Origin of the sequence: Streptomyces sp. NPDC059788 (assembly GCF_042732265.1) — a bacterium.
Lineage (GTDB): Bacteria > Actinomycetota > Actinomycetes > Streptomycetales > Streptomycetaceae > Streptomyces.
Window position 1 is genome coordinate 39,775 of sequence record NZ_JBHWHY010000042.1, and the last position, 22,571, is coordinate 62,345.

The following is a 22,571-nucleotide window of genomic DNA, read 5'->3' on the forward strand; positions in this document are numbered from 1 at the left end:
ACGCGGGAGGCAGCGCGTGACGGGGACGGGCAGCGATCCATCAGGACGGGGCGGCTGGGCGCGGCGGCTGACGCGCCTGTGCTGGCAGTACAAGAAGGACGTACTGCTCGCACTCGGCTCGTCACTCGCCGGAATGGGCGTGATGGCCCTCGTCCCGCTCATCCCGAAATTGATCATCGACGATGTGATCGTCAGCCATGAGCGTTCGCTCGCGCCGTGGGCGACCCTCCTGGTCGTCGCCGCGCTCGCCGTCTACGCGCTGACGTACGTCCGCCGCTACTACGGCGGACGGCTGGCGCTCGACGTACAGCACGACCTGCGGACGCGCATGTTCCGCTCGATCGCGCGGCTGGACGGGCACCGGCAGGACGAGCTGAGCACCGGGCAGGTCATCGGCCGTGCCACCAGCGACCTGCAGCTCATCCAGAGCCTGCTGTTCATGCTGCCGATGATGATCGGGAACGTGCTGCTCTTCGCGATCTCCCTGGTCGTGATGGTGGTGCTGTCCCCGCTGCTCACCGTCGTCGCGCTCGCCGTCGCGCCTGCCCTGTGGTTCATCGCCCAGCGCAGCCGTGACCGTCTCTACCCGGCCACCTGGTACGCGCAGGGGCAGGCCGCAGCCGTCGCGGGCGTCGTCGACGGCGCCGTCTCCGGTGTCCGCGTCGTCAAGGGCTTCGGCCAGGAGGCGCAGGAAGCCGGCAAACTGCGTACGGTCAGCCGCCGCCTCTTCGCCGGCCGGCTCCGTACCGTACGGCTCAACGCCCGCTACACCCCCGCCCTCCAGGCCGTGCCCTCCCTCGGGCAGGTCGCCATGCTGGCGCTCGGCGGCTGGCTGGCCACCAACGGACAGATCACTCTGGGCACCTTCGTCGCGTTCTCCACCTACCTCGCCCAGCTCGTCGCGCCCGTACGGATGCTCGCGATGATGCTGACCGTCGGGCAGCAGGCGCGCGCCGGTGTGGAGCGGGTCTTCGAACTCGTCGACACCGAGCCCCTCATAGAGGAGCGCCCGGAAGCGCGCGAACTGCCCGCCGAGGTGCCCGCCACCGTCGAATTCGAGAACGTCTCCTTCGGCTACGGCAACGGCCGCCCCGTCCTGGAAAACTTCTCGCTGCGCATCGAGCCCGGCGAGACCGTCGCCGTCGTCGGCACGTCCGGCAGCGGCAAATCCACCGTCTCGCTGCTGCTGCCGCGCTTCTACGACGTGACCGCGGGCCGGGTCCTGGTCGGCGGCCAGGACGTACGCGACCTGTCCCTCGAATCGCTGCGCGCGGCCATCGGCCTCGTACCCGAGAACAGTTTCCTGTTCTCCGACTCCCTGCGCGACAACATCGCCTACGGGACCCCGGACGCCACCGACGAGCAGATACGTATCGCCGCGCGTGCCGCACAGGCCGACGGCTTCATATCCGCTCTCCCGGACGGCTACGGCACCGAGGTCGGCGAGCAGGGCCTGACCCTGTCCGGCGGACAGCGCCAGCGGGTCGCGCTGGCGCGGGCGATCCTCACCGACCCGCGGCTGCTGGTCCTGGACGACGCGACCTCCGCGGTCGACGCCCGGGTCGAGCACGAGATCCACGAGGCGCTGCGCGGCGTGATGGCCGGCCGTACGACGCTGCTGATCGCGCACCGGGCCTCCACACTCGCCCTCGCCGACCGCGTCGCCGTCCTGGACGGCGGCCGACTGGTCGACATCGGTACCCGCGAGGAGTTGGAGAGCCGCTGCGAGCTGTACCGCCGCCTGCTGACCGACCCGGAGGAACTGGGCGGCACCGAAGGCGATCCGGCGGAGGCGCAACACGGCCCGGCGGGCGCCCAACGCGACCTGGCGAACGCGGCCCCCGACAGCATTACGCCGGATCGCCGCGTCGACGGCACCGCGCCCGACCGCCGCGTCGACGGCATCACCCCCGACCTGTGGGGCCGCGACCGCACCGGCAAGGAAGCGGGCACCGGACCCGACGCCCCCGGATCCTCCGATGCCGCCCCCGGCATGCCCGCCACGCCGGAACTCCTCGCCCAGGTCGCCGCCCTCCCTCCCGCGACCGAGACCCCCGACATCGACGAGGAGCGGGCCGCCCGCCCCGAGAAGTCCTACGGTCTGCGGCGACTCCTGCACGGTTTCGGCGGACCGCTGGCCGTCGCCCTCGCACTGGTAGCCGTGGACGCCGTGGCCGGACTGCTGCTCCCGGTCCTCATCCGGCACGGCATCGACGACGGCGTACGGCGCGCGCAACTGGCGGGCGTCTGGACAGCCGCCGGCCTGGCCCTTTTCGTCGTGCTTGCCCAATGGGTGGCCCAGGTCGGCTCGAACCGCATGACGGGCCGCACCGGCGAACGCGTCCTGTACTCGCTGCGCGTCAAGATCTTCGCGCAGCTCCAGCGCCTCGGCCTCGACTACTACGAGCGCGAACTGACCGGCAAGATCATGACCCGGATGACGACGGACGTGGACGCTTTGTCCACGTTCCTGCAGACCGGCCTGGTCACCGCGGTCGTCTCCGTACTGACCTTCTTCGGCATACTCGTCGCGCTCCTGGTCATCGACGTCCAGCTGGCCCTGGTCGTCTTCGCCACCCTTCCACCGCTGATCATTGGTACGTATTTCTTCCGCAAGCAGAGCGTGAAGGCTTACGAACTGGCCCGTGAACGCATCAGCGTCGTCAACGGCGACCTTCAGGAGAGCGTCGCCGGACTGCGCATCGTGCAGGCGTTCCGCCGCGAACGCAGCGGCGCCGACCGGTTCGCGGAGCGCAGCCACGCCTACCGCGCGGCCCGCGTCCGCGGACAATTCCTGATCTCGGTGTACTTCCCGTTCGTCCAGCTGCTGTCCTCCGTCGCCGCGGCGCTCGTCCTGATCGTCGGCGCCGGCCGGGTGGGCGAGGGCACGCTCACCGCGGGCGCCCTGGTCGCGTACCTCCTCTACATCGACCTCTTCTTCGCCCCCGTACAGCAGCTCTCGCAGGTCTTCGACGGTTACCAGCAGGCCGCCGTCTCGCTCGGCCGCATCCAGGAACTGCTGCGCGAACCGACCACCACGCCGCAGGCCGCGAAGCCGCGCGCGGTGGGCGAGCTGGCGGGCGAAATCGTCTTCGAGGATGTGCATTTCCGGTACGGGGGCGCGGGCGGCGCGGACAGCACGAATGGCGCGGACACTGCGAATGGCGCGGGCAGCGTGGACGGCACGGGCTCCGGGAGTTTTGGAGCTGACGGCTCCGTCTCCGCTGACAGTTCCGGTTCCGCCGGGGCCGGCAGCGCCCCCGGTTCTCTCGGCTCCGACGCCACCGCGCTGTCCGGCATCGACCTGACCATCCCCGCCGGGCAGACCGTCGCCTTCGTCGGCGAGACCGGCGCGGGCAAGTCCACCCTCGTCAAACTGGTGGCGCGCTTCTACGACCCGACCGCGGGCGCCGTCCGCGTCGACGGCACGGACCTGCGCGAACTGGACCTCACCGGCTACCGGCACCGCCTCGGTGTCGTACCCCAGGAGTCCTACCTGTTCGCCGGTACGGTCCGCGACGCCATCGCCTACGGGCGGCCCGACGCCACCGACGCCGAAGTGGAGACCGCGGCCCGCGCGGTCGGCGCGCACGACATGATCGCCGGGCTCGACGGCGGCTACCTCCACGAGGTCGCCGAACGCGGCCGCAACCTCTCCGCCGGACAGCGCCAACTGCTCGCGCTCGCCCGCGCCGAACTCGTCGATCCCGACATCCTGCTGCTCGACGAGGCCACCGCCGCCCTCGACCTGGCCACCGAATCCGCGGTCAACGAGGCCACGGACCGGCTGGCGGGACGCCGTACGACGCTCGTCGTCGCCCACCGTCTGACCACCGCGGCCCGCGCCGACCGGGTCGTGGTCCTGGTCAACGGCCGGATCGCCGAGGACGGAACCCACGCGCAACTCCTGGCCCGCGGCGGCCGGTACGCCGAACTGTGGCGCACGTTCACGGGCGAGGAGGAGCCGGTGGCGGCCTGAGGGACGGCGGCGGTGGCCGGTCGCCGGCGGCTGCAGTGATCCGTTGGCGGTTGCCGCTGTGGCGGCGGCTGCTCGATGCCCGCCGCCGCTAGCAACCGGAGGCCGTGAGGAACCGGCCGTGAGGAGTCACCGCACCGTGTCGGTCGCCGAACGTCGTGACGACGGCACTGTCGGTCGCCGTGACGGCGGATCACCGGCCCCGCGAAAAGAAGGGGCTGGTGGGACCGTTGTCGCGCCGATAGGTTCACCCCGACCTTTGCTATCCCAAGGGGAGGGTGCAATGCGCAAGGCCATCAGATGCCTGCTGTCTCTCGCGGTGCTCATAGGCACGGCGAGCGCGGGCACGGCGTCGGCGACCGCGGCCACCGCCGCCAAGCCGAAGGCGACCGACATCAAGGACCGGATTCTCAAGATTCCGGGGATGAGTCTCGTCCAGGAGAAGCCGGTCGACGGCTACCGCTTCTTCGTCCTGAACTACACCCAGCCGATCGACCACCAGCACCCCTCCAAGGGGACCTTCCAGCAGCGGCTGACCCTGCTGCACAAGTCCGTCGACCGGCCCACGGTCTTCTTCACCTCCGGCTACAACGTCAGCACGGACGTGCGGCGCAGCGAGCCGACGCAGATCATCGACGGCAACCAGGTGTCGATGGAATACCGTTACTTCACGCCGTCGCGGCCCCAGCCCGCCGACTGGAAGAAGCTCAACATCCGGCAGGCCGCCAACGACCAGCACCGCATCTTCAAGGCGCTGCACCGGATCTACGACCAGAACTGGATCTCCACCGGCGGCAGCAAGGGCGGCATGACCGCGACGTACTACCGCCGCTTCTTCCCGGACGACATGGACGGCACCGTCGCCTACGTCGCGCCGAACGACGTCAACAACAAGGAGGACTCGGCCTACGACCGGTTCTTCCGTAACGTCGGCACGGCGCAGTGCCGCGCCGACCTGGCGGCGGTGGAGCGCGAGGCGCTGCTGCGCCGCGGCGAGATCGTCAAGCGCTACGCGAAGTGGGCGCAGGACAACAAGCAGACCTTCAACCTCGTCGGCAACATCGACAAGGCTTACGAAGTCCTCGTCACCGACCTGGTATTCGGCTTCTGGCAGTACCAGCCGGCCGCCACCGCCTGCGCCGAGGTGCCCAAGAAGACCGCCACCACGGACGAACTGTGGAAGTGGATCGACAAGGTCGGCGGCTTCAACAGCTACACCGACCAGGGCCTTGAGACCAACATCCCGTACTACTACCAGGCGGGCACCCAGCTCGGTGAGCCCGGCTACAAGTACGACCACCTCAAGGACCTGCTGCGCTACCCGGGCATCAACAACTCCCGTTCCTTCGTGCCGCGCGACATCCCCATGAGCTTCGACAAGAACGCGATGCCCGACGTGGACCGCTGGGTGCGCCACCACGCCGAGCGCATGATGTTCGTGAACGGCGAGTGGGACCCGTGGAGCTCCGAGCCGTTCCGGCTGGGTTCCGGCTCCGAGGACTCGTACGTTTTCAAGGTCCCCGGCGGCAACCACGGCTCCAACATCGCGAAGCTGCGGGAGGCCGACCGCAAGGAGGCGACCGAGGCGCTGCTCGACTGGGCGGGCGTCGACGCGCCGCAGGGTGCCAAGACCGCTCCGCTGGCTCCGTTCAACAAGAAGCTGGACAAGCGGGACGACACGCAGAAGATGCAGATGCTGCGCCCGTGACGCAAAACGGTTAAGAGGCCGGCCGGCCCGGGACCCACGGGTCGGCCCCGGCCTGAAGGGCCACGCTGAAGGATCACGCTCGCCCTCGGTCGTGGTCCATCACCGACACATCACAGGCGGCGGGCGCACCCGATCGATGCCCCGCCGCCAAGTTGTACGTACAAATCCGTGTCGGCCGGACAGACGGAACGGGCGCGGACCGCGGCCGTCACTTTGAACCGCGGCGCCCGCGCCCCGGTACCGTCGCAGGCCGTCTCCTTCACCTCGCCCTGCCGCAGCGGGCGGACGCAGTCCCCGACGATGGTGCGCGGCCCGCCGCCCCCGCCCGGGTCCCCCGGATGCGGCGCCTCCAGGTTGCGCATACAGGCGTAGCCCTGCGGAACGGCACCGTCGCCGTTCTCGTCGGAGTCCGGCCGGCGTTCGCTGATGTGCAGGACGAAGTCCGTACGTTCCGGGCACAGCGGGCCCTGCGCCTGCGGGCCGTCGTACCGGGCCAGCACCAGGGCCGCGGCCTTCTCACTTCGACAGGACACTTGGTGGAAGACGGCGCGCCCCCGGGTGCTGCACGTGCCTCGGGCGAGAAACGTGACCACCGGAGTCGGTGACGCGGCTGTCGCGCCGGCATTCCTGTCCGGCGCCGTGCCACCGCCCTCGCGCTGGCATGCAGTCAGAGCGGCGAGCAGCAGAGCTGCAATCGCGCAGCCCAGCGCGCCCCCGCCGTGCCCCCTGAACCCGCGCATCGCGGCCCCCCTGCGTTCCCCGGTGCGTGCACACCAGCGTGACCCGCCCATTCAGGCGCACGCCAGGCGTAACGGACGCATTGCGCACGAGGTACGGGGCGCGCAGTACGAACTGCTCCGAGGCCGGCGGTACAAGGGCCGTACGGGGGCCACTCGATAGCCGTACGAGGGTCACGCGCGGGCTGCATGGGGGACTCACGCGCGTCGTACAGGAGTCGCGCGCGGGCCGTACGGGGCCACGCGCGGACCTACAGGTGTCACGCGCGCACTGTACGGAGGCCGATTCCGTAGCCCCGCGCCCAGGGCCCGACGCCCCGTACGGGTGCGCATCCCGCTCGCCGGACGCGCACCCCGACTCCGCCCCACGCCGGTTGCCCGGCCCTGTCGGCCGCTCAGTACGAGAGCCCGTACCCGACCGGATAGAGAACAGTCCCCGGCGCGTCGGCACGCATCACCGGAACCGGCAGCTTCCCCTCCGGGTCGCGCCGCCCGGCGATCACCCGGGCCGCGGCACGCAGTTCCACGTCCGTCCATGAATAGCTGGCCAGTGCCGCCCGTACGTCTCTGAGCTGCGCGATGTCGTACGGGTTGCGCACCGCCAACTGGACGACCGGTTTGCCGGTGCCCAGCAGCGCGTCGACCAGGGCGCGCTGCGACGAGGACGACGTGACGTTGTACGTCGCCACGACCACCGCGTCGTGTTCACGGAGCGCCTCCACAGCCCGGTCGATCTGTTCCCGGGTGGGTGCGGTGCCGGTGGAGAGCGCGGCTGCTGTGAAACCCAGCTGCTTGAAGGTTTCTGCGAGCACCTTGGTCGGTGGCCCGCCGGTCCCGGACGGCGACGCCGGGTCGGCGCCGACCACCAGCAGACGCGGCTGCGCCCGCCGGGACAGCGGCAACAGCCGGCCGTCGTTGACGAGCAGCGTCGTGGTGCGGTCCGCGATCCGGTCCGCCGTGGCCAGATGCCGCCGCGTACCGACCGTACGGTCCACCGCCCGGTGCGTCGTGTACGGATCGTCGAACAGTCCCCGGCGTTCCTTGAGCCCCAGGATGCGGAACAGTTTCTCGTCGACGGCGCGCTCGCTCAGCTCACCGGTCCGTACCGCCTTGAGCACGCTCGCGAAGGCGACGGCGATGTCCGGCGGATTGAGCAGCTGGTCGACGCCCGCCTGGAGCGCGAGCACCGGTACCCGGGCGTCGCCGTACTTGGTCCGCACGCCCTCCATGCCGAGCGAGTCGGTCACGACCACGCCGTCGTAACCGAGGCGCTCGCGCAGGATGCCGGTGAGGATCGGGCGGGACAGCGTGGCCGGGTCCTCGCTCGCGTCGAAGGCGGGCACGACGATGTGCGCCGTCATGATCGAATCGATGTCGGCCGCGATGGCGGCCCGGAACGGTGGTGCGTCCAGCCGTTCCCACTCCTCGGCCGTGTGGCGGATGTAGGGCAGGCCGACGTGGCTGTCGGTGTCGGTGTCGCCGTGACCGGGGAAGTGCTTGGCCGTCGCGGCCACCCCGGCGTCCTGGTAGCCCCGCACCTCGGCGGTGACCAGCCGCGCCACCGCCTTCGGATCGGAGCCGAAGGACCGTACGCCGATCACCGGATTCGCGGCGTTGACATTCACGTCGGCGACCGGCGCGTAGTCCTGCCGGATGCCCATCGCGTACAGCTCCTCGCCCGCGATCCGGCCGGCCGTACGGGCGTCCTCGCGCGAGCGGCCGGCGCCGAGCGCCATCGCGCCGGGGAAGAGCGTGGCGGGCGCGCCGATCCGTGCCACTATGCCGTGCTCCTGGTCGGTGGAGATCAACAGCGGTACGGGGAGGCGCTGGTCGGCGGCGGCCCGCTGGATGCCGTTGGAAAGGTCGGCGATCTGGTGGGGCTCGCGGGTGTTGTGCGCCCAGCCGAAGTAGATGATGCCGCCGAGGTGGTACTTGGCGATCAGTTCGGCGGCGTTGGAGACGCCCATCTCCTTGCGGTTGGCCTCGGCGTCGGCCGGGTCCGGGTCGGTCGCGGAGTGCCCGTAGACCCGCATCACGAACAGTTGCCCGACCTTTTCCTCCAGGCTCATCCGGGAGACGAGCCGGGCCGCGCGGGTACGGGCGCCGGCGTGGGAGGCCCCGGCGGCGCGCGGGCCGGAAGTGGCGGCGTGAACGGCGGCGCCGCCCGTACCCATGGCACAGGCGGCGGCCGCGGCGGTGGTCAGGACGGTACGTCTGGAGTGCATCTGCGCTCCTTCCGGAGGGCTTCCTCGCCGAGTGCTGCCCCGGCGACGTGAAGGAAACTTCCAAGAAGTCACGGATAGTCGGAAAAGTATTGCCGGTCAATGCTCGGCGGCTCTGCCAGTCGGGGGACCATGCGACGCGTACGGAGAAAGCGCGTACGGGAAGCGCATTCGCAGAGACGCGTACCGAGGTGACGAGCCCAAAGCGAGCGCGCTCACAGTGGTCGCGCTGGTGGACAACGTGCTCGCAGAGAGCGCGCCCGCAGAGGACGCGCGTGACGAAGGCAGGCAGGCGCAGCTGCCGCGCGCGACCGGGCACGGTGACGCCGCGTGCCGGTGATCCGCCACCGGCGCGTTTGGAGGGGGGTGCACCGGTGGCGGGTGCTGCCGGCCGCAGGCGGCGGAGAGGGTGGTCAGCAACGCAGCCAGCAGCGAGGCCGACACCGCTCTGCGGGGTCATACAGCACACCGTTTTGACGGTCGGCGGCTCGGGTGGGTTCCCCGGTTCGGCGCGATTACGGGAAATGGTACGGATGTGGGGGGATGTGCTGTTGATGCGGACACAGGCGGTGTCAAGGCGTCACCGAGTAAGCCTGCGTACGCCGGAGAGCATCCGATTACGTCCAACTACGCCCAGGTACGTCCATGGAGTGCCGCTCTACGCGGCGCGTCGCAGTTGCGCCGACAGGACGCCATAAACCCGCGCGCGGCAAACGAACGCGGGCGCACCGGAGCCGCGGAGACCGCGAGCCTTAAGACGCCGCCGACACCAGTCGCTCCAGGTGCTCGCGCCCCGCGCTCAGCATTCGGGGCAGGTCGTCGGCCCGCGGGTACCACCGCTTCTCGTACTCCCAGCACAGCCAGCCGTCCCACTGCGCGCGGGCGAGTTCACCGATGCAGTCGGCCAGAGGGACCGCGCCGGCGCCGAGCGGCAGGGGAGTGGTGTCCTCGGCCGAGGCAACGTCCTTGACCTGCACGAATCCGAGATACGGAGAGAGCGCGGCGAACGTGTCGGCCGGAGCCTCGCCGGCCCGCCACGGATGGAGCACATCCCAGAGCGCGCCGATGTGCCGGTGGCCCACAGGCCCCAGAATCCGCGCCGCGTCGGCACCGCGGGGGTGTGAATCGTGCGTCTCCAGGAGAACGCGTACGTCCCGCTCCGCCGCGAACGGTGCGACCGCCGCCAAGTGCCGGGCCGCGTCCGCATCGGCCTCCCCGGCAGGCCGGTCACCACCGCCGGGGAACACCCGAACGAACTTCGCTCCCAGATCCGAAGCCAACACAACCAGCTCCGTCAGCTCCGCCGCCAGCTCCTCTTCCCCACGCTCGTCATGGGCCGCGGCCACCCGTGCGTACCCGGATACCGCCAAGATCTCCACACCGGCTTCGGCGAACTGCTGACGTACCGCTGCCCGTTCATGCAGCCCGATGCGCGGATGCACCTGCTCCTCGGGGTGGGCCCGCAGCTCCACCCCACCGAATCCGGCGCCGGCCGCCAGTCGCACGACCTCGCCCACCGGCATCCCGGGCACTCCGAGTGTCGAGAACGCATATCGCATATCGCTCATGAGAACCATGTGAACACAGATCAGAGCGGCAAACGCCAGTCCTGTCCGACGAGATCCCTGCCGAAACTGTGGTGCGGCCTCTCGGCGACCAGCTCGAAGCCCGCGCGCTCGTACAGGACGCGGGCCGCGCTCAGGACGGAGTTCGTCCACAGGACCAGTTCGCGGTAACCGGCCTCGCGGGCGAAGTCGACGCAGGCGGACACGAGCGCCCGGCCGACGCCGTGCCCGCGCGCTTCCGGCTCGACGAGGAGCAATCGCAACCGGGCTGTACGGGGTGGCGCCCCGTCCGCCAGCTCAGCGGCCGCTTCGACGCCATCTCGTACGCACATGACCGCGCCCACCCGCTCGCCGTCCAGTTCGGCCAGCCAGGTGCGGTCCCAGCGCGAGTCGTAACGCTCGGCGTACTCGGCGACGATACGGGCCACCAGCGCCTCGTAAGTGAGGTCGAACCCGTACTCCCGCGCATACAGAACGGCGTTGCGCTGCACCATCCAGCCGAGGTCGCCGGGCTCCTGGGTGCGGAGCCGCAACACCGGTTCCGGGCGCTGCGCCGTGTCGCCGAGCAGCTCCCGCACGGTCGCCATGGACTCTGTGAGCCGCGCCCGGTCCGAGTGGGTGAGGTGCTTGATGAGCGTTCTCGCGGAGCCGCGTGAACGCTCTTCCAGAATTTCCGCGGTCGCACGGCCGTGCTCGGTGAGCCTGATGCGCTGCCGCCGACCGTCCCGCTCCGAGGGACCGCGGGTGATCAGCCCGTTCTCCTCGAATCTGGTGAGCAGCCTGCTGAGGTAGCCCGCGTCCAGGGAGAGCGAGGTGCGCAGATCGGCGGCGTCCACACGGGGAGAGTGGGCGACCTCGTACAGGACGCGGGCCTCGGTGAGGGTGTACGGGGTGTAGAGGTGGCGGCCGTAGTCGAGGGCGCCTATGAGGTTCGTGTAGAAGCGGTTGAACCTGCGGATCTCCTGGACCTCTGGGCCTGCCATGGCGCACCCCGTCCTACCGTTGACTCAGTCAAGGTTGACTGAGTCAAGAGTAAGGTACGGATGTCGACTCGCGCGCCATCAATTCGGCGCGAATCGTGGCGACTTCCCCCGGCGGCGATGCCTCGCGCCCCATCGCCAGCCGCCCGGCCCGCGCGCCGGCTTCCTGGAGCGGCAGCCGTACGGTGGTGAGCGCCGGGGCCGCGTCCGCGCTGAACGGCAGGTCGTCGAAGCCCGCCACGGAGATGTCGCCGGGTATCCGTAGGCCCTGGTCGCGCAGGGCGGCGCACACTCCGAGCGCGGCGGTGTCATTGGCCGCGACCACGGCCGTCAAGGAGGGGTCGCGGCGCAGCAGTTCCAGAGCGGCGTCGTAACCGGCGGAGCGGTCGTAGGCGCCGTGGACGGTGCGGTGGGCCGGGTCGGGGATGCCGTGCCCGGCGAGGGCGGCACGGTGGCCCTCCAGGCGGTGGCGGGTGGTGGTACGGCCGGCCGGTCCCGCGACGTACCCGATTCGCCGATGGCCGAGGGCGATGAGGTGCTCGGTCAGGCGTCGGGCGCCGCCGCGGTTGTCGAAGGCGAGGGTGACGGGGGAGGGGGCGGCGGGCGAAGTGAGCACGGAGGAGGAAGTAGTCGGTGCTCCCGTGGCGGCGTCCCGGGCATCGGGCGCTCCGGGGACGGGGCGCGCGCCCGCGACCGACTCGGCCTCGGCCCCACGGGCTTCCGGCCTCATGGGGGGACGCCCGCACAGCACCACTCGGGTGCCGGCCGCGGCGAGCCGCGCCAGCGCAGCCGAGACGGCCGCGACGTGATCCGGGTCCTCCACGGCGCCACCGGTCAGAACGACCGCTGCCGCGCGTTGGCGCTGGAGCAGCGTGAGGTAGGTGAGTTCGCGCTCCGGAGAGCCGCCGGTGTTGCACACCACGGCCAGTTTTTCGTCGGCCGGTACGAGTCCGTACGCGCTCCCGGGACGGTGGTACGTATCGCCGTCACCCGTTCGGGTGCCTGCTCCGCCCGCAGTCCGTCGCCCCGCGCCGCCGCTCATCTCGGACTGTACGGCCGAGGCGATGATTCCGAAGAACGGATCGGCGATGTCGTTGACGAGGATGCCCACCAGGTCGGAGGTGGCGGCGGCCAGCGCACTGGCCGGGCCGTTGACCACGTACTCCAGGTCCGTGACGGCGCGCAGTACGCGAGCGCGGGTGTTCTCGGCGACCGGGTAGTTGCCGTTCAGTACGCGCGAGACGGTCGCCGTCGAAACCCGCGCCCGCGCCGCAACATCCGCCAGCGTCACCGCCATCGGTCGACCCGCCCCCTGTCGTGCCCCTTGTCCTTGCCTTGCACGGCAGGCTAGCTTCTCCCGCGATGGAAAGCGCTTACTATCCGTTTCTGGTCCGCGCTCACCGTCGGATGTCCCACCGTTGTCATGAGCTGTCATCCGCCGTCATCCGCTCGCCGTACGCGCCGCCGCTCCACCAGAGCGCCCGCCACGCGAGCCGAGGTCTCCAGAAGGAAGGGCCGGACCGTGACACGCAAGACCGTACGTATCGCCATGAACGGCGTGACCGGGCGCATGGGCTACCGCCAGCACCTGGTGCGCTCCATCCTCGCGCTGCAGGAACAGGGCGGCCTGGACCTCGGTGACGGCACGGTGATCTGGCCCGAACCGATTCTCGTGGGCCGTACCGAACACAAGCTGCGGGCGCTTGCCGAACGCCACGGCCTGGATCACTGGAGCACCGATCTGGACGCGGCGCTCGCCGACGACAGCGTCGACATCTACTTCGACGCCCAGGTCACTGCCGCGCGTGAGGCGGCCGTGAAGAAAGCGATTGCTGCCGGGAAGCACCTGTACTGCGAGAAGCCCACCGCCACCGCCCTCGACGGCGCGCTGGAGCTGGCCCGCCTGGCCGACGAAGCCGGCGTCAAGCACGGCGTCGTGCAGGACAAGCTCTTCCTCCCTGGCCTGCTCAAGCTGCGCCGCCTGGTCGAAGGCGGCTTCTTCGGCCGCATCCTGTCCGTACGCGGCGAGTTCGGATACTGGGTCTTCGAAGGCGACTGGCAGCCGGCGCAGCGCCCGTCCTGGAACTACCGCGCCGAGGACGGCGGCGGCATCGCGGTCGACATGTTCCCCCACTGGGAGTACGTCCTGCACGAACTCTTCGGCCGCGTCCGGACCGTACAGGCGCAGATCACCACCCACGTGCCGCGCCGCTGGGACGAAAACGGCACACCTTACGAGGCCACCGCGGACGACGCGGCGTACGGAATCTTCCAACTGGACGGCGGCATCGTCGCGCAGATCAATTCTTCGTGGGCGGTGCGGGTCCACCGTGACGAGTTGGTCGAGTTCCAGGTGGACGGTACGGAAGGCTCCGCCGTCGCGGGATTGCGCGGGTGTCGCGTCCAGCACCGTGCCGCGACGCCCAAACCGGTCTGGAATCCGGACGTCCCGGCAACCGAGCCGTTCCGCGACCAGTGGCAGGAGATCCCGGAAAACGCGGACTTCGACAACGGCTTCAAGGCGCAGTGGGAACTGTTCCTGCGCCACGTCGTACGGGACGAGCCCTGGCGCTGGGACCTGGCGGCGGGTGCGCGTGGTGTCCAGCTCGCCGAACTCGGGCGCAGGTCGTCGGCGGAAGGCCGCCGCCTGGACGTGCCGGAGCTGCGGCGATGAACGCGAGCTCATACCCCGCGGCGCCGCTCACCTCCCGTACCGTCTTCGCGGCCGCCCACGTGGTCGCCGATCCGTTCGCCGATACCGCCCCCGACGGCCCTGCTGTCATCGACTGGGACGCCACCATGGCCTTCCGCCATCATCTGTGGTCGCACGGCCTGGGCGTGGCCGAGGCCATGGACACCGCGCAGCGCGGCATGGGCCTCGACTGGCCCGCGGCGGCCGAGCTGATCCGCCGCTCTGCCGCCGAAGCGGTTGCGGTGGGCGGGCGCATCGCCTGCGGCGCCGGCACGGACCAACTGGGCGCGGCAGCGGTGAGCCTGGCCGATATTCGTGCCGCTTACGAGGAGCAACTGACGCTTGTCGAGGGGGCAGGCGCGCAGGCCGTTGTCATGGCCTCCCGGCAACTCGCCGCGGTAGCCGCTGGCCCGGAACCGTACATGGACATCTACGGAAGCCTGCTGCGCCAGGCCGCCGAGCCGGTGATTCTCCACTGGCTCGGCCCGATGTTCGACCCTGCTCTGCAGGGCTACTGGGGCAGTACGGACCTGGACACCGCGACCGAGACGTTTCTGCAGATCATCACCACACACGCCGACAAGGTGGACGGCGTGAAGGTGTCGTTGCTGGACGCCGACCGCGAGATCCAGCTGCGCCGTCGTCTCCCGGACGGGGTGCGCTGCTACACGGGCGACGACTTCCACTACCCCGAGCTGATCGCAGGCGACGCTCACGGCTTCAGCGACGCCCTGCTGGGCATCTTCGATCCGATCGCTCCATTGGCGGCCGACTCCGTACGCCTTCTCGACGCCGGTGATACGGCCGGCTTCCGCAAGCTGCTGGATCCGACCGTCTCCCTCTCCCGCCACCTCTTCCAGGCGCCGACGCGTTACTACAAGACCGGCGTGGTCCTGCTTGCCTGGCTCGCGGGACACCAGACCCATTTCACGATGGTGGGCGGTCTCCAGTCCGCGCGCTCGTTGCCTCACCTGAAGCGCGCATATGAACTGGCCGACAGCATCGGCCTGTTCCCAGACCCCGACCTGGCGTTGGCTCGTATGCGTCAACTGACGTCGGTGTACGGAGGTGTGGCATGAGCGGCTCTCCTCCAAACAGATCGGCAGGCCGAGACGCACCCTCTCCCCGCTTCAGCATCAACCAACAGACCGTCAAACAGTGGTCCCTGCCCGAGCTCGCCGACGGCTGCGCCGCAGCTGGAGTACGCGGCGTCGGCCTGTGGCGCGCTCCGGTGCAGGAGTACGGAGTGGCCGCTGCCGCCCGGCTCGTACGGGATGCGGGCCTGACCGTCACCAGTCTGTGCCGCGGCGGTTTCTTCACAGCCCTCGACCCCAAGGAGCGCGCGGACGCGCTGGCCGACAACCGGGCCGCCATCGACGAGGCAGCCGCCCTCGGCACCAACACTCTCGTCCTGGTCTCCGGAGGACTGCCGTCGGGCAGCCGCGACCTGCACGGCGCCCGGGAACGGGTCGCCGACGCGTTGGGTGAACTCATGCCGTACGCGGCCGAGTCGGGCGTACGGCTCGCTATCGAACCGTTGCACCCCATGTACGCGGCGGACCGCTGTGTCGTCTCCACCCTCGACCAGGCCCTGAGCCTCGCCGAGCGGTTCCCGGCCGAGTGGGTGGGCGTGGTCGTGGACACGTACCACCTGTGGTGGGACGACACGATCGGCTCACAGATCCGACGTGCGGGCGCCGGGGGCCGGATCGCGGCCTTCCAAGTCGCGGACTGGGTGACGCCGTTGCCCGCCGGCGTGTTGCTCGGGCGTGGTCAACTCGGCGACGGCGTGGTGGACCTGCGATGGTTCCGCGAGCAAGTCGACGCCTGCGGATACCGGGGGCCCATCGAGGTCGAGATCTTCAATCCGGCGCTGTGGGAACGGCCGGGTGCCGAGGTGCTCGCCGAGGTTCTCCAGCGGTTCGACGCCCACGTCATGCACGTCAGGTAACGATGAGATAACGCACCGAATCCGTGCAACCGTTCCCGGGCCGGGTGGGTCGTACTTGTCGTCAGGCTCCCGAGGGGAGAGGGAACCGGGGGGATCCGAGGGGGGATCAGGGGGCCGAGCGGAGGGGGAATCGAGGGGTCCGGTCATCGAACCGGGCCCCTCGAAGTGTCTGCCGCAGCGGCCTCCGCCGAGTTATCCACAGGCCCGAACGCGATGTCGGAGCCTGGCGGTACGGTCGGTTCATGTTCATTCCAGCCGTGGTCGAAGGGGTCCTGGAGCGGATCACCTACGCCAATGAGGAGACCGGTTACACGGTCGCCCGTGTGGACACGGGCAGCTCCGGCGAACTCCTCACTGTCGTCGGGTCGCTGCTGGGTGCCCAGCCGGGGGAGTCGCTGCGACTGGAGGGCCGCTGGGGCTCCCATCCGCAGTACGGGCGGCAGTTCGTCGCCGAGAACTACACCACTATCTTGCCCGCCACGATCCAGGGCATACGGCGCTACCTAGGCTCCGGCCTCATCAAGGGCATCGGCCCGGTCATGGCCGACCGCATCACCGAGCACTTCGGCCTGGACACCCTCGACGTCATCGAGAAGGAACCGAAGCGCCTCGTCGAGGTGCCCGGCCTCGGCCCGAAACGCACGAAGCTGATCGGCGACGCCTGGGAAGAGCAGAAGGCCATCAAGGAGGTCATGATCTTCCTCCAGGGGGTGGGCGTCTCCACCTCCATCGCGGTGCGCATCTACAAGAAGTACGACGACGCCTCGATCTCCGTCGTCAAGAACCAGCCATACCGCCTCGCCGCCGACGTCTGGGGCATCGGATTCCTGACCGCCGACCGCATCGCGCAGGCCGTCGGCATCCCGCACGACAGTCCGGAGCGCGTCAAGGCGGGCCTGCAATACGCCCTCTCGCAGTCCACCGACCAGGGGCACTGCTATCTCCCGGAAGAGGACCTGATCGCCGCGTCGGTCAAGTTGCTCCAGGTCGACACGGGGCTGGTCATCGACTGTCTGGCCGAGCTGGCGGCGGACCCGGAAGGCGTCGTCCGCGAGGCCGTACCGTCCCCGGACGGCGGCGACCCGATCACCGCCGTCTATCTGATCCCCTTCCACCGGGCCGAGATCTCCCTCGCGGCGCAGCTGCTACGGCTGCTGCGGACGCACGAGGACCGGATGCCGTCCTTCCGGACCGTCGAGTGGGACAAGGCTCTGGCCTGGTTGGCCAGCAGGACGGGTGCCACGCTGGCGCCCGAGCAGGAGGCCGCCGTACGGCTGGCGCTCACCGAGAAGGTCGCCGTCCTCACCGGCGGGCCGGGGTGCGGCAAGTCGTTCACAGTCCGCTCGGTCGTGGAGCTGGCCCGTGCCAAGAAGGCGAAGGTGCTGCTCGCGGCTCCCACGGGCCGGGCCGCCAAACGCCTCTCGGAGCTGACGGGCGTCGAGGCGTCCACGGTGCATCGCCTGCTGGAGCTCAAACCGGGCGGGGACGCCGCGTACGACAAGGACCGACCGCTCGACGCCGACCTGGTGGTGGTCGACGAGGCGTCCATGCTCGACCTGCTCCTCGCCAACAAGCTCATCAAGGCGGTGCCGCCGGGAGCCCACCTCCTTCTGGTGGGGGACGTGGACCAGCTTCCCTCGGTGGGGGCGGGCGAGGTGCTGCGCGATCTGCTCGCGGAGAACTGCCCGGTCCCGGCCGTACGCCTCACCCGCATCTTCCGCCAGGCCCAGCACTCCGGCGTGGTCACCAACGCCCACCGCATCAACGAGGGTGTGCTGCCGATCGTGCAGGGGATGACCGATTTCTACCTCTTCGCCTCGGAGGACTCCGAGGAAGCCGGCCGGGTCACGGTCGACGTGGTCGCCCGCCGTATCCCCGCGAAATTCGGCCTGGACCCGCGGCGGGACGTCCAGGTGCTCACCCCCATGCACCGCGGTCCGGCCGGCGCCGGCACGCTGAACGGACTCCTCCAGCAGGCCCTCACCCCGGCCCGGCCCGATGTGCCGGAGCGGCGCTTCGGGGGCCGGGTGTTCCGGGTAGGCGACAAGGTGACGCAGATCCGCAACAACTACGAGAAGGGTCACAGCGGAGTCTTCAACGGCACGGTCGGCGTCGTCACCAAGATCAACAGTGATGAGCAGTCGCTGATGGTGCTCACGGACGAGGACGAGGAGATCTCGTACGATTTCGACGAGCTGGACGAGCTGGCGCACGCCTACGCGGTGACCATCCACCGTTCCCAGGGCAGCGAGTATCCGGCAGTGGTGATTCCGGTCACCACCGGCGCTTGGATGATGCTGCAGAGAAACCTGCTCTACACGGCCGTCACCCGGGCAAAGAAACTGGTGGTGCTGGTCGGCTCGCGCAAGGCTCTGGGCCAGGCTGTACGCACCGTATCCGCCGGTCGGAGGTGGACCGGACTGCGTCACCGACTTGTCGGCGCGGTGCGTGGTCACCTCTTCCCCAAACGGGGCGAAGGGGAGCAGGATGGGCATCTGAAGCGGCACTGAGTGCCGCCCGGAGGCCCTATGGCCGACCCCGAGTGCACAGCCAAGGTCCAAATGGGGGAAGGTATAGGCAGTCAGGGCACCTCGAAGAAGAGGCACAACGTCGGTGAGGGATGACGTGAGCGACAACTCTGTAGTACTGCGTTACGGGGACGGCGAATACAGCTACCCGGTCGTCGACAGCAGTGTCGGCGACAAGGGCTTCGACATCTCGAAGCTGCGCGCCCAGACCGGTCTGGTGACCCTGGATTCCGGTTATGGCAACACTGCCGCGTACAAATCCGCGATCACCTATCTGGACGGTGAGAACGGGGTTCTTCGGTACCGCGGTTACCCGATCGAGCAGCTCGCAGAGCGCAGCACGTTCGTCGAGACCGCCTACCTGCTGATCAACGGTGAGCTGCCCACCGTCGACCAGCTGGCGACCTTCAAGCAGGACATTACGTACCACACCCTGCTCCACGAGGACGTCAAGCGGTTCTTCGACGGCTTCCCGCGGGACGCCCACCCGATGGCGATGCTGTCCTCCGTGGTCAGCGCGCTGTCGACGTTCTACCAGGACAGCCACAATCCGTTCGACGAGCGGCAGCGCCACATCTCGACGATCCGGCTGCTGGCCAAGCTGCCGACGATCGCTGCGTACGCGTACAAGAAGTCGGTCGGCCACCCGGTGGTCTACCCGCGCAACGACCTCGGCTACGTCGAGAACTTCCTGCGCATGACCTTCTCGGTGCCGGCCGCCGAGTACGACCTCGACCCGGTCGTGGTCAACGCTCTGGACAAGCTGCTCATCCTGCACGCGGACCACGAGCAGAACTGCTCGACCTCCACCGTGCGCCTGGTCGGCTCCTCGCAGGCGAACCTGTTCGCCTCGATCTCGGCCGGCATCAACGCGCTGTGGGGCCCGCTGCACGGCGGCGCCAACCAGTCGGTGCTGGAGATGCTGGAGGGCATCCAGCGCGACGGCGGCGACGTCGACTCCTTCATCCGCAAGGTGAAGAACAAGGAAGACGGCGTGAAGCTCATGGGCTTCGGGCACCGCGTCTACAAGAACTTCGACCCCCGGGCGAAGATCATCAAGGCGGCGGCGCACGATGTCCTCTCGGCGCTCGGCAAGTCCGACGAGCTGCTGGACATCGCCCTCAAGCTGGAGGAGCACGCGCTGTCCGACGACTACTTCGTCGAGCGCAAGCTCTACCCGAACGTGGACTTCTACACCGGTCTGATCTACCGGGCCATGGGCTTCCCGACCGAGATGTTCACCGTGCTCTTCGCGCTCGGCCGGCTGCCCGGCTGGATCGCCCAGTGGCACGAGATGATCAAGGAGCCGGGTTCCCGCATCGGCCGTCCGCGCCAGATCTACACCGGGGTCGTCTCGCGCGACTTCGTCCCGGTCGAGGAGCGCTGAGGCGCTCTCGGTATCCGGGACAGCTGCTGACCGGCCGGCCGCCCGCACGGCGGCCCGGGCCGGTCCGTCCAGCAGAAAGCGCCCCGCCTCCAGATCCCCCCACGGGTCCGGAGCGCGGGGCGCTTCCCTTGTTCCCCGGGTCGGATTCCCCCCACGGGATCCGTCCGGGCGCTTCACGGCGAGTAGCGCGATCTGCCGGGACGCGCACGTACGGGAGGGCCGCTCAAAGCTCCCCGGGCACGTCGCCCCGGCCACGCGTTGCCGGGCAAAGTCCCCCAAGACCAGCCTGGCCGTTGCGGTACAGGCCCCGCCGAGGTGCCTGCACCGCACGGTTAGACTCGCCACCCCCCACAATGGTTACGTTCCAATCGCTGTGATCTGGGTCTCTTGCCATAACTGGGCGAATACGGTCAAGGGCCTCGATCTGGAGATCGAGGCCCTTCTGTATGGGTGTTGTGTCGGTTGTAGGGGAATTGTGAAGGCGAAAAAATCTCGCGCCGCACACATCCGTCAGCGGAAGTGCCGCAACCGGAGACTGTTGCTGACCACGAAGACCGATGAGAAGGCCATTGCCGCCCCCGCGATCATCGGATTGAGCAGACCGGCCGCGGCGAGCGGGATCGCCGCGACGTTGTAGCCGAAGGCCCAAAAGAGGTTTCCCTTGATCGTGGCGAGCGTCCGGCGGGCGAGCCGGATAGCGTCGGCCGCGACCCGCAGATCGCCGCGTACGAGGGTGAGGTCGCCCGCCTCGATAGCCGCGTCCGTGCCGGTGCCCAGGGCCAGCCCCAGGTCGGCGGCGGCCAGGGCGGCAGCGTCGTTGACGCCGTCGCCGACCATCGCCACGCTGCGGCCCTCGCCGCGCAGCCGCTCGACGACCGCGACCTTGTCCTCGGGCAGCACCTCCGCGATCACCTCGTCGATACCGACCTCGGCCGCGACCGCGTCGGCCACCGCCTTGTTGTCCCCGGTCAGGAACACCGGGGACAGCCCCAGCGCACGCAGCCGGCGCACCGCCTCTGCGCTGCCCTCCTTGACGGTGTCGGCAACCGACAGCAGGCCCCTGGGCTGCCCGTCCCAGGAGACGAGTACGGCGGTCCGCCCCGCGGCCTCGGCGGCGTCCCTGGCGGCGGCCAAGGCTTCCGGGAGGGCCATTGCGCCGGACGCCACGCCTCCTTCGGTGTCCTGGTGCAGCAACCGCTCGCGTCCGACAAGGATGCGACGGCCCTCCACCACGCCTCGGACGCCGAGGCCCGCCGCATTCTCGAAGCGTTCCGGCTCGGGCAGCGTGCCCAGGCGCTCGCGCGCCCCTTCCGCGATGGCGCGCGCGACCGGATGCTCCGAGGAGTGCTCCAGCGCACCCGCCAGCCGCAACAGCTCGTCCTCCGCGACGCCCGGTGCCGGCACGGCCTCGTACAGACTCATCCGGCCCGTGGTCACCGTGCCGGTCTTGTCCAGCACGACCGTGTCGATACGGCGGGTGGACTCCAGGACCTCGGGCCCCTTGATAAGGATGCCCAGCTGCGCGCCGCGGCCCGTGCCGACCATGAGCGCGGTGGGCGTCGCGAGGCCGAGGGCGCAGGGGCAGGCGATGATCAGTACGGCGACGGCGGCCGTGAAGGACGCGGTCGCGTCACCGGTCGTCAGCAGCCACCCGGCCAGGGTGCCGAGCGCCACCAGCAGTACGACGGGGACGAAGACGGCCGAGATCCGGTCTGCCAGGCGCTGCGCGGCGGCCTTGCCGTTCTGCGCGTCCTCGACCAGTGCGGCCATCCGTGCCAGCCGTGTCTCGCTGCCGACCCGCGTGGCCTCGACCACCAGCCGGCCGCTGGTGTTCACCGTCGCGCCCGTCACGCTGTCACCGGCAGCCACATCGGCCGGTACCGATTCGCCGGTCAGCATCGACGCGTCCACCGCGGAAACGCCCTCGACGACCGTGCCGTCCGTGGCGATCTTCTCCCCGGGGCGTACGACAAACCGGTCGCCGACCTCCAGCTGCTCCACCGGGACGCGCACCTCGCCCCCGTCCCGCAGCACCGCGACATCCTTCGCGCCCAGCTCCATCAGCGCGCGCAGCGCGGCGCCCGCCTTCCGCTTGGAACGCGCCTCCAAATAGCGGCCGAGCAGCAGAAACGCCGTAACGCCCGCCGCGGCCTCCAGGTAGATGGCCGAGGAGCCTTCCGTACGGGCCACGGTGAAGTCGAAGCCGTGCCGCATACCGGGCATACCCGCGTCGCCGAAGAACAGCGCCCACAGCGACCAGCCGAAGGCGGCGAGCGTTCCGAGGGACACCAGCGTGTCCATCGTGGCGGCGCCGTGCCGGAGATTCGTCCAGGTCGCCCGGTGGAAGGGGTACGCGCCCCAGACCACGACCGGCGCGGCCAGGGTCAGGCACAGCCACTGCCAGTTGTCGAACTGGAGGGAGGGAATCATCGACAGCAGGACGACGGGAATGGCCAGCGCGGCGGAGACCGCCAGCCGCTGACGCAATCCGGTCAGTTCCCGGTCCTGGGAGTCAAAACCGTCCCCCGCGGTGTCCGGCGCGGCGGAATCCCGTGCGGAAGCGCCGGTCGGGGGCGGTTGCGCGGGCTCGGCGGGCGCGGGTCGCTGCGCCGTGTAGCCCGTCTTCTCGACCGTGGCGATCAGATCGTCCACCGACACCTCGCCGCCGTACTCGACCCGCGCCTTCTCCGTGGCGAAATTGACGGTGGCGCTGACGCCCGGCATCCGGTTGAGCTTCTTCTCCACGCGCGCCGCGCACGAGGCGCAGGTCATGCCGCCGATGGCGAGCTCGACCCGCGCCTGCGTGGTCATACCGGTCATCGGAC

General features: G+C 69.8%; 13 protein-coding genes. 7 read left to right on the top strand and 6 right to left on the bottom strand.

All coding sequences use genetic code 11. The annotated features are described in order from the left end of the window. Positions 1-16: 16 nt before the first annotated feature. Positions 17-3,979, top strand: a complete 3,963-nt coding sequence (locus ACFV57_RS31275) for an ABC transporter ATP-binding protein (protein ID WP_385239100.1) — start codon at positions 17-19, stop codon at positions 3,977-3,979. Between the two features lie 280 nt (positions 3,980-4,259). Then, positions 4,260-5,684, top strand: coding sequence for a S28 family serine protease (locus ACFV57_RS31280; RefSeq protein ID WP_385239102.1), 1,425 nt, complete (start codon positions 4,260-4,262; stop codon positions 5,682-5,684). A 110-nt stretch (positions 5,685-5,794) separates the two neighbouring features. Here ACFV57_RS31280 and ACFV57_RS31285 read toward each other — a convergent pair whose 3' ends face one another. From ACFV57_RS31285 to ACFV57_RS31305, 5 genes are all read right to left on the bottom strand, one after another. After that, positions 5,795-6,424, bottom strand: coding sequence for a hypothetical protein (locus ACFV57_RS31285; protein ID WP_385239104.1), 630 nt, complete (start codon positions 6,422-6,424; stop codon positions 5,795-5,797). Between the two features lie 392 nt (positions 6,425-6,816). Continuing rightward, entirely contained in the window at positions 6,817-8,646 is a 1,830-nt protein-coding gene (locus ACFV57_RS31290) for a glycoside hydrolase family 3 protein (RefSeq protein WP_385239106.1), read from the bottom strand. A 749-nt stretch (positions 8,647-9,395) separates the two neighbouring features. Then, entirely contained in the window at positions 9,396-10,202 is an 807-nt protein-coding gene (locus ACFV57_RS31295; RefSeq protein WP_385239179.1) for a sugar phosphate isomerase/epimerase family protein, read from the bottom strand. 29 nt (positions 10,203-10,231) lie between these two features. Continuing rightward, entirely contained in the window at positions 10,232-11,191 is a 960-nt protein-coding gene (locus ACFV57_RS31300; protein ID WP_385239108.1) for a GNAT family N-acetyltransferase, read from the bottom strand. A gap of 43 nt (positions 11,192-11,234) precedes the next feature. Then, entirely contained in the window at positions 11,235-12,485 is a 1,251-nt protein-coding gene (locus tag ACFV57_RS31305; RefSeq protein ID WP_385239110.1) for a LacI family DNA-binding transcriptional regulator, read from the bottom strand. Positions 12,486-12,710: 225 nt separating this feature from the next. On the opposite strand from ACFV57_RS31305, the gene ACFV57_RS31310 reads away from it, so the two are divergent. The 5 genes from ACFV57_RS31310 (at position 12,711) to ACFV57_RS31330 (ending at position 19,746) form a co-directional block, all read left to right on the top strand. Beyond that, positions 12,711-13,862, top strand: coding sequence for a Gfo/Idh/MocA family protein (locus tag ACFV57_RS31310; protein ID WP_385239112.1), 1,152 nt, complete (start codon positions 12,711-12,713; stop codon positions 13,860-13,862). Next, positions 13,859-14,959 carry a dihydrodipicolinate synthase family protein gene (locus tag ACFV57_RS31315; RefSeq protein ID WP_385239114.1) on the top strand — a complete coding sequence of 367 codons (1,101 nt, stop codon included), beginning with the start codon at positions 13,859-13,861 and terminating at the stop codon, positions 14,957-14,959. The genes ACFV57_RS31310 and ACFV57_RS31315 overlap by 4 nt, the downstream gene beginning before the upstream one ends. Next, positions 14,956-15,831, top strand: a complete 876-nt coding sequence (locus tag ACFV57_RS31320; protein ID WP_385239116.1) for a sugar phosphate isomerase/epimerase family protein — start codon at positions 14,956-14,958, stop codon at positions 15,829-15,831. The genes ACFV57_RS31315 and ACFV57_RS31320 overlap by 4 nt, the downstream gene beginning before the upstream one ends. A gap of 242 nt (positions 15,832-16,073) precedes the next feature. Beyond that, positions 16,074-18,341, top strand: a complete 2,268-nt coding sequence (locus tag ACFV57_RS31325; RefSeq protein WP_385239118.1) for an ATP-dependent RecD-like DNA helicase — start codon at positions 16,074-16,076, stop codon at positions 18,339-18,341. A 115-nt stretch (positions 18,342-18,456) separates the two neighbouring features. Continuing rightward, positions 18,457-19,746, top strand: coding sequence for a citrate synthase (locus ACFV57_RS31330; RefSeq protein WP_385239120.1), 1,290 nt, complete (start codon positions 18,457-18,459; stop codon positions 19,744-19,746). Between the two features lie 510 nt (positions 19,747-20,256). Here ACFV57_RS31330 and ACFV57_RS31335 read toward each other — a convergent pair. Further along, positions 20,257-22,566 carry a heavy metal translocating P-type ATPase gene (locus tag ACFV57_RS31335; protein ID WP_385239122.1) on the bottom strand — a complete coding sequence of 770 codons (2,310 nt, stop codon included), beginning with the start codon at positions 22,564-22,566 and terminating at the stop codon, positions 20,257-20,259. Positions 22,567-22,571 lie beyond the last annotated feature (5 nt).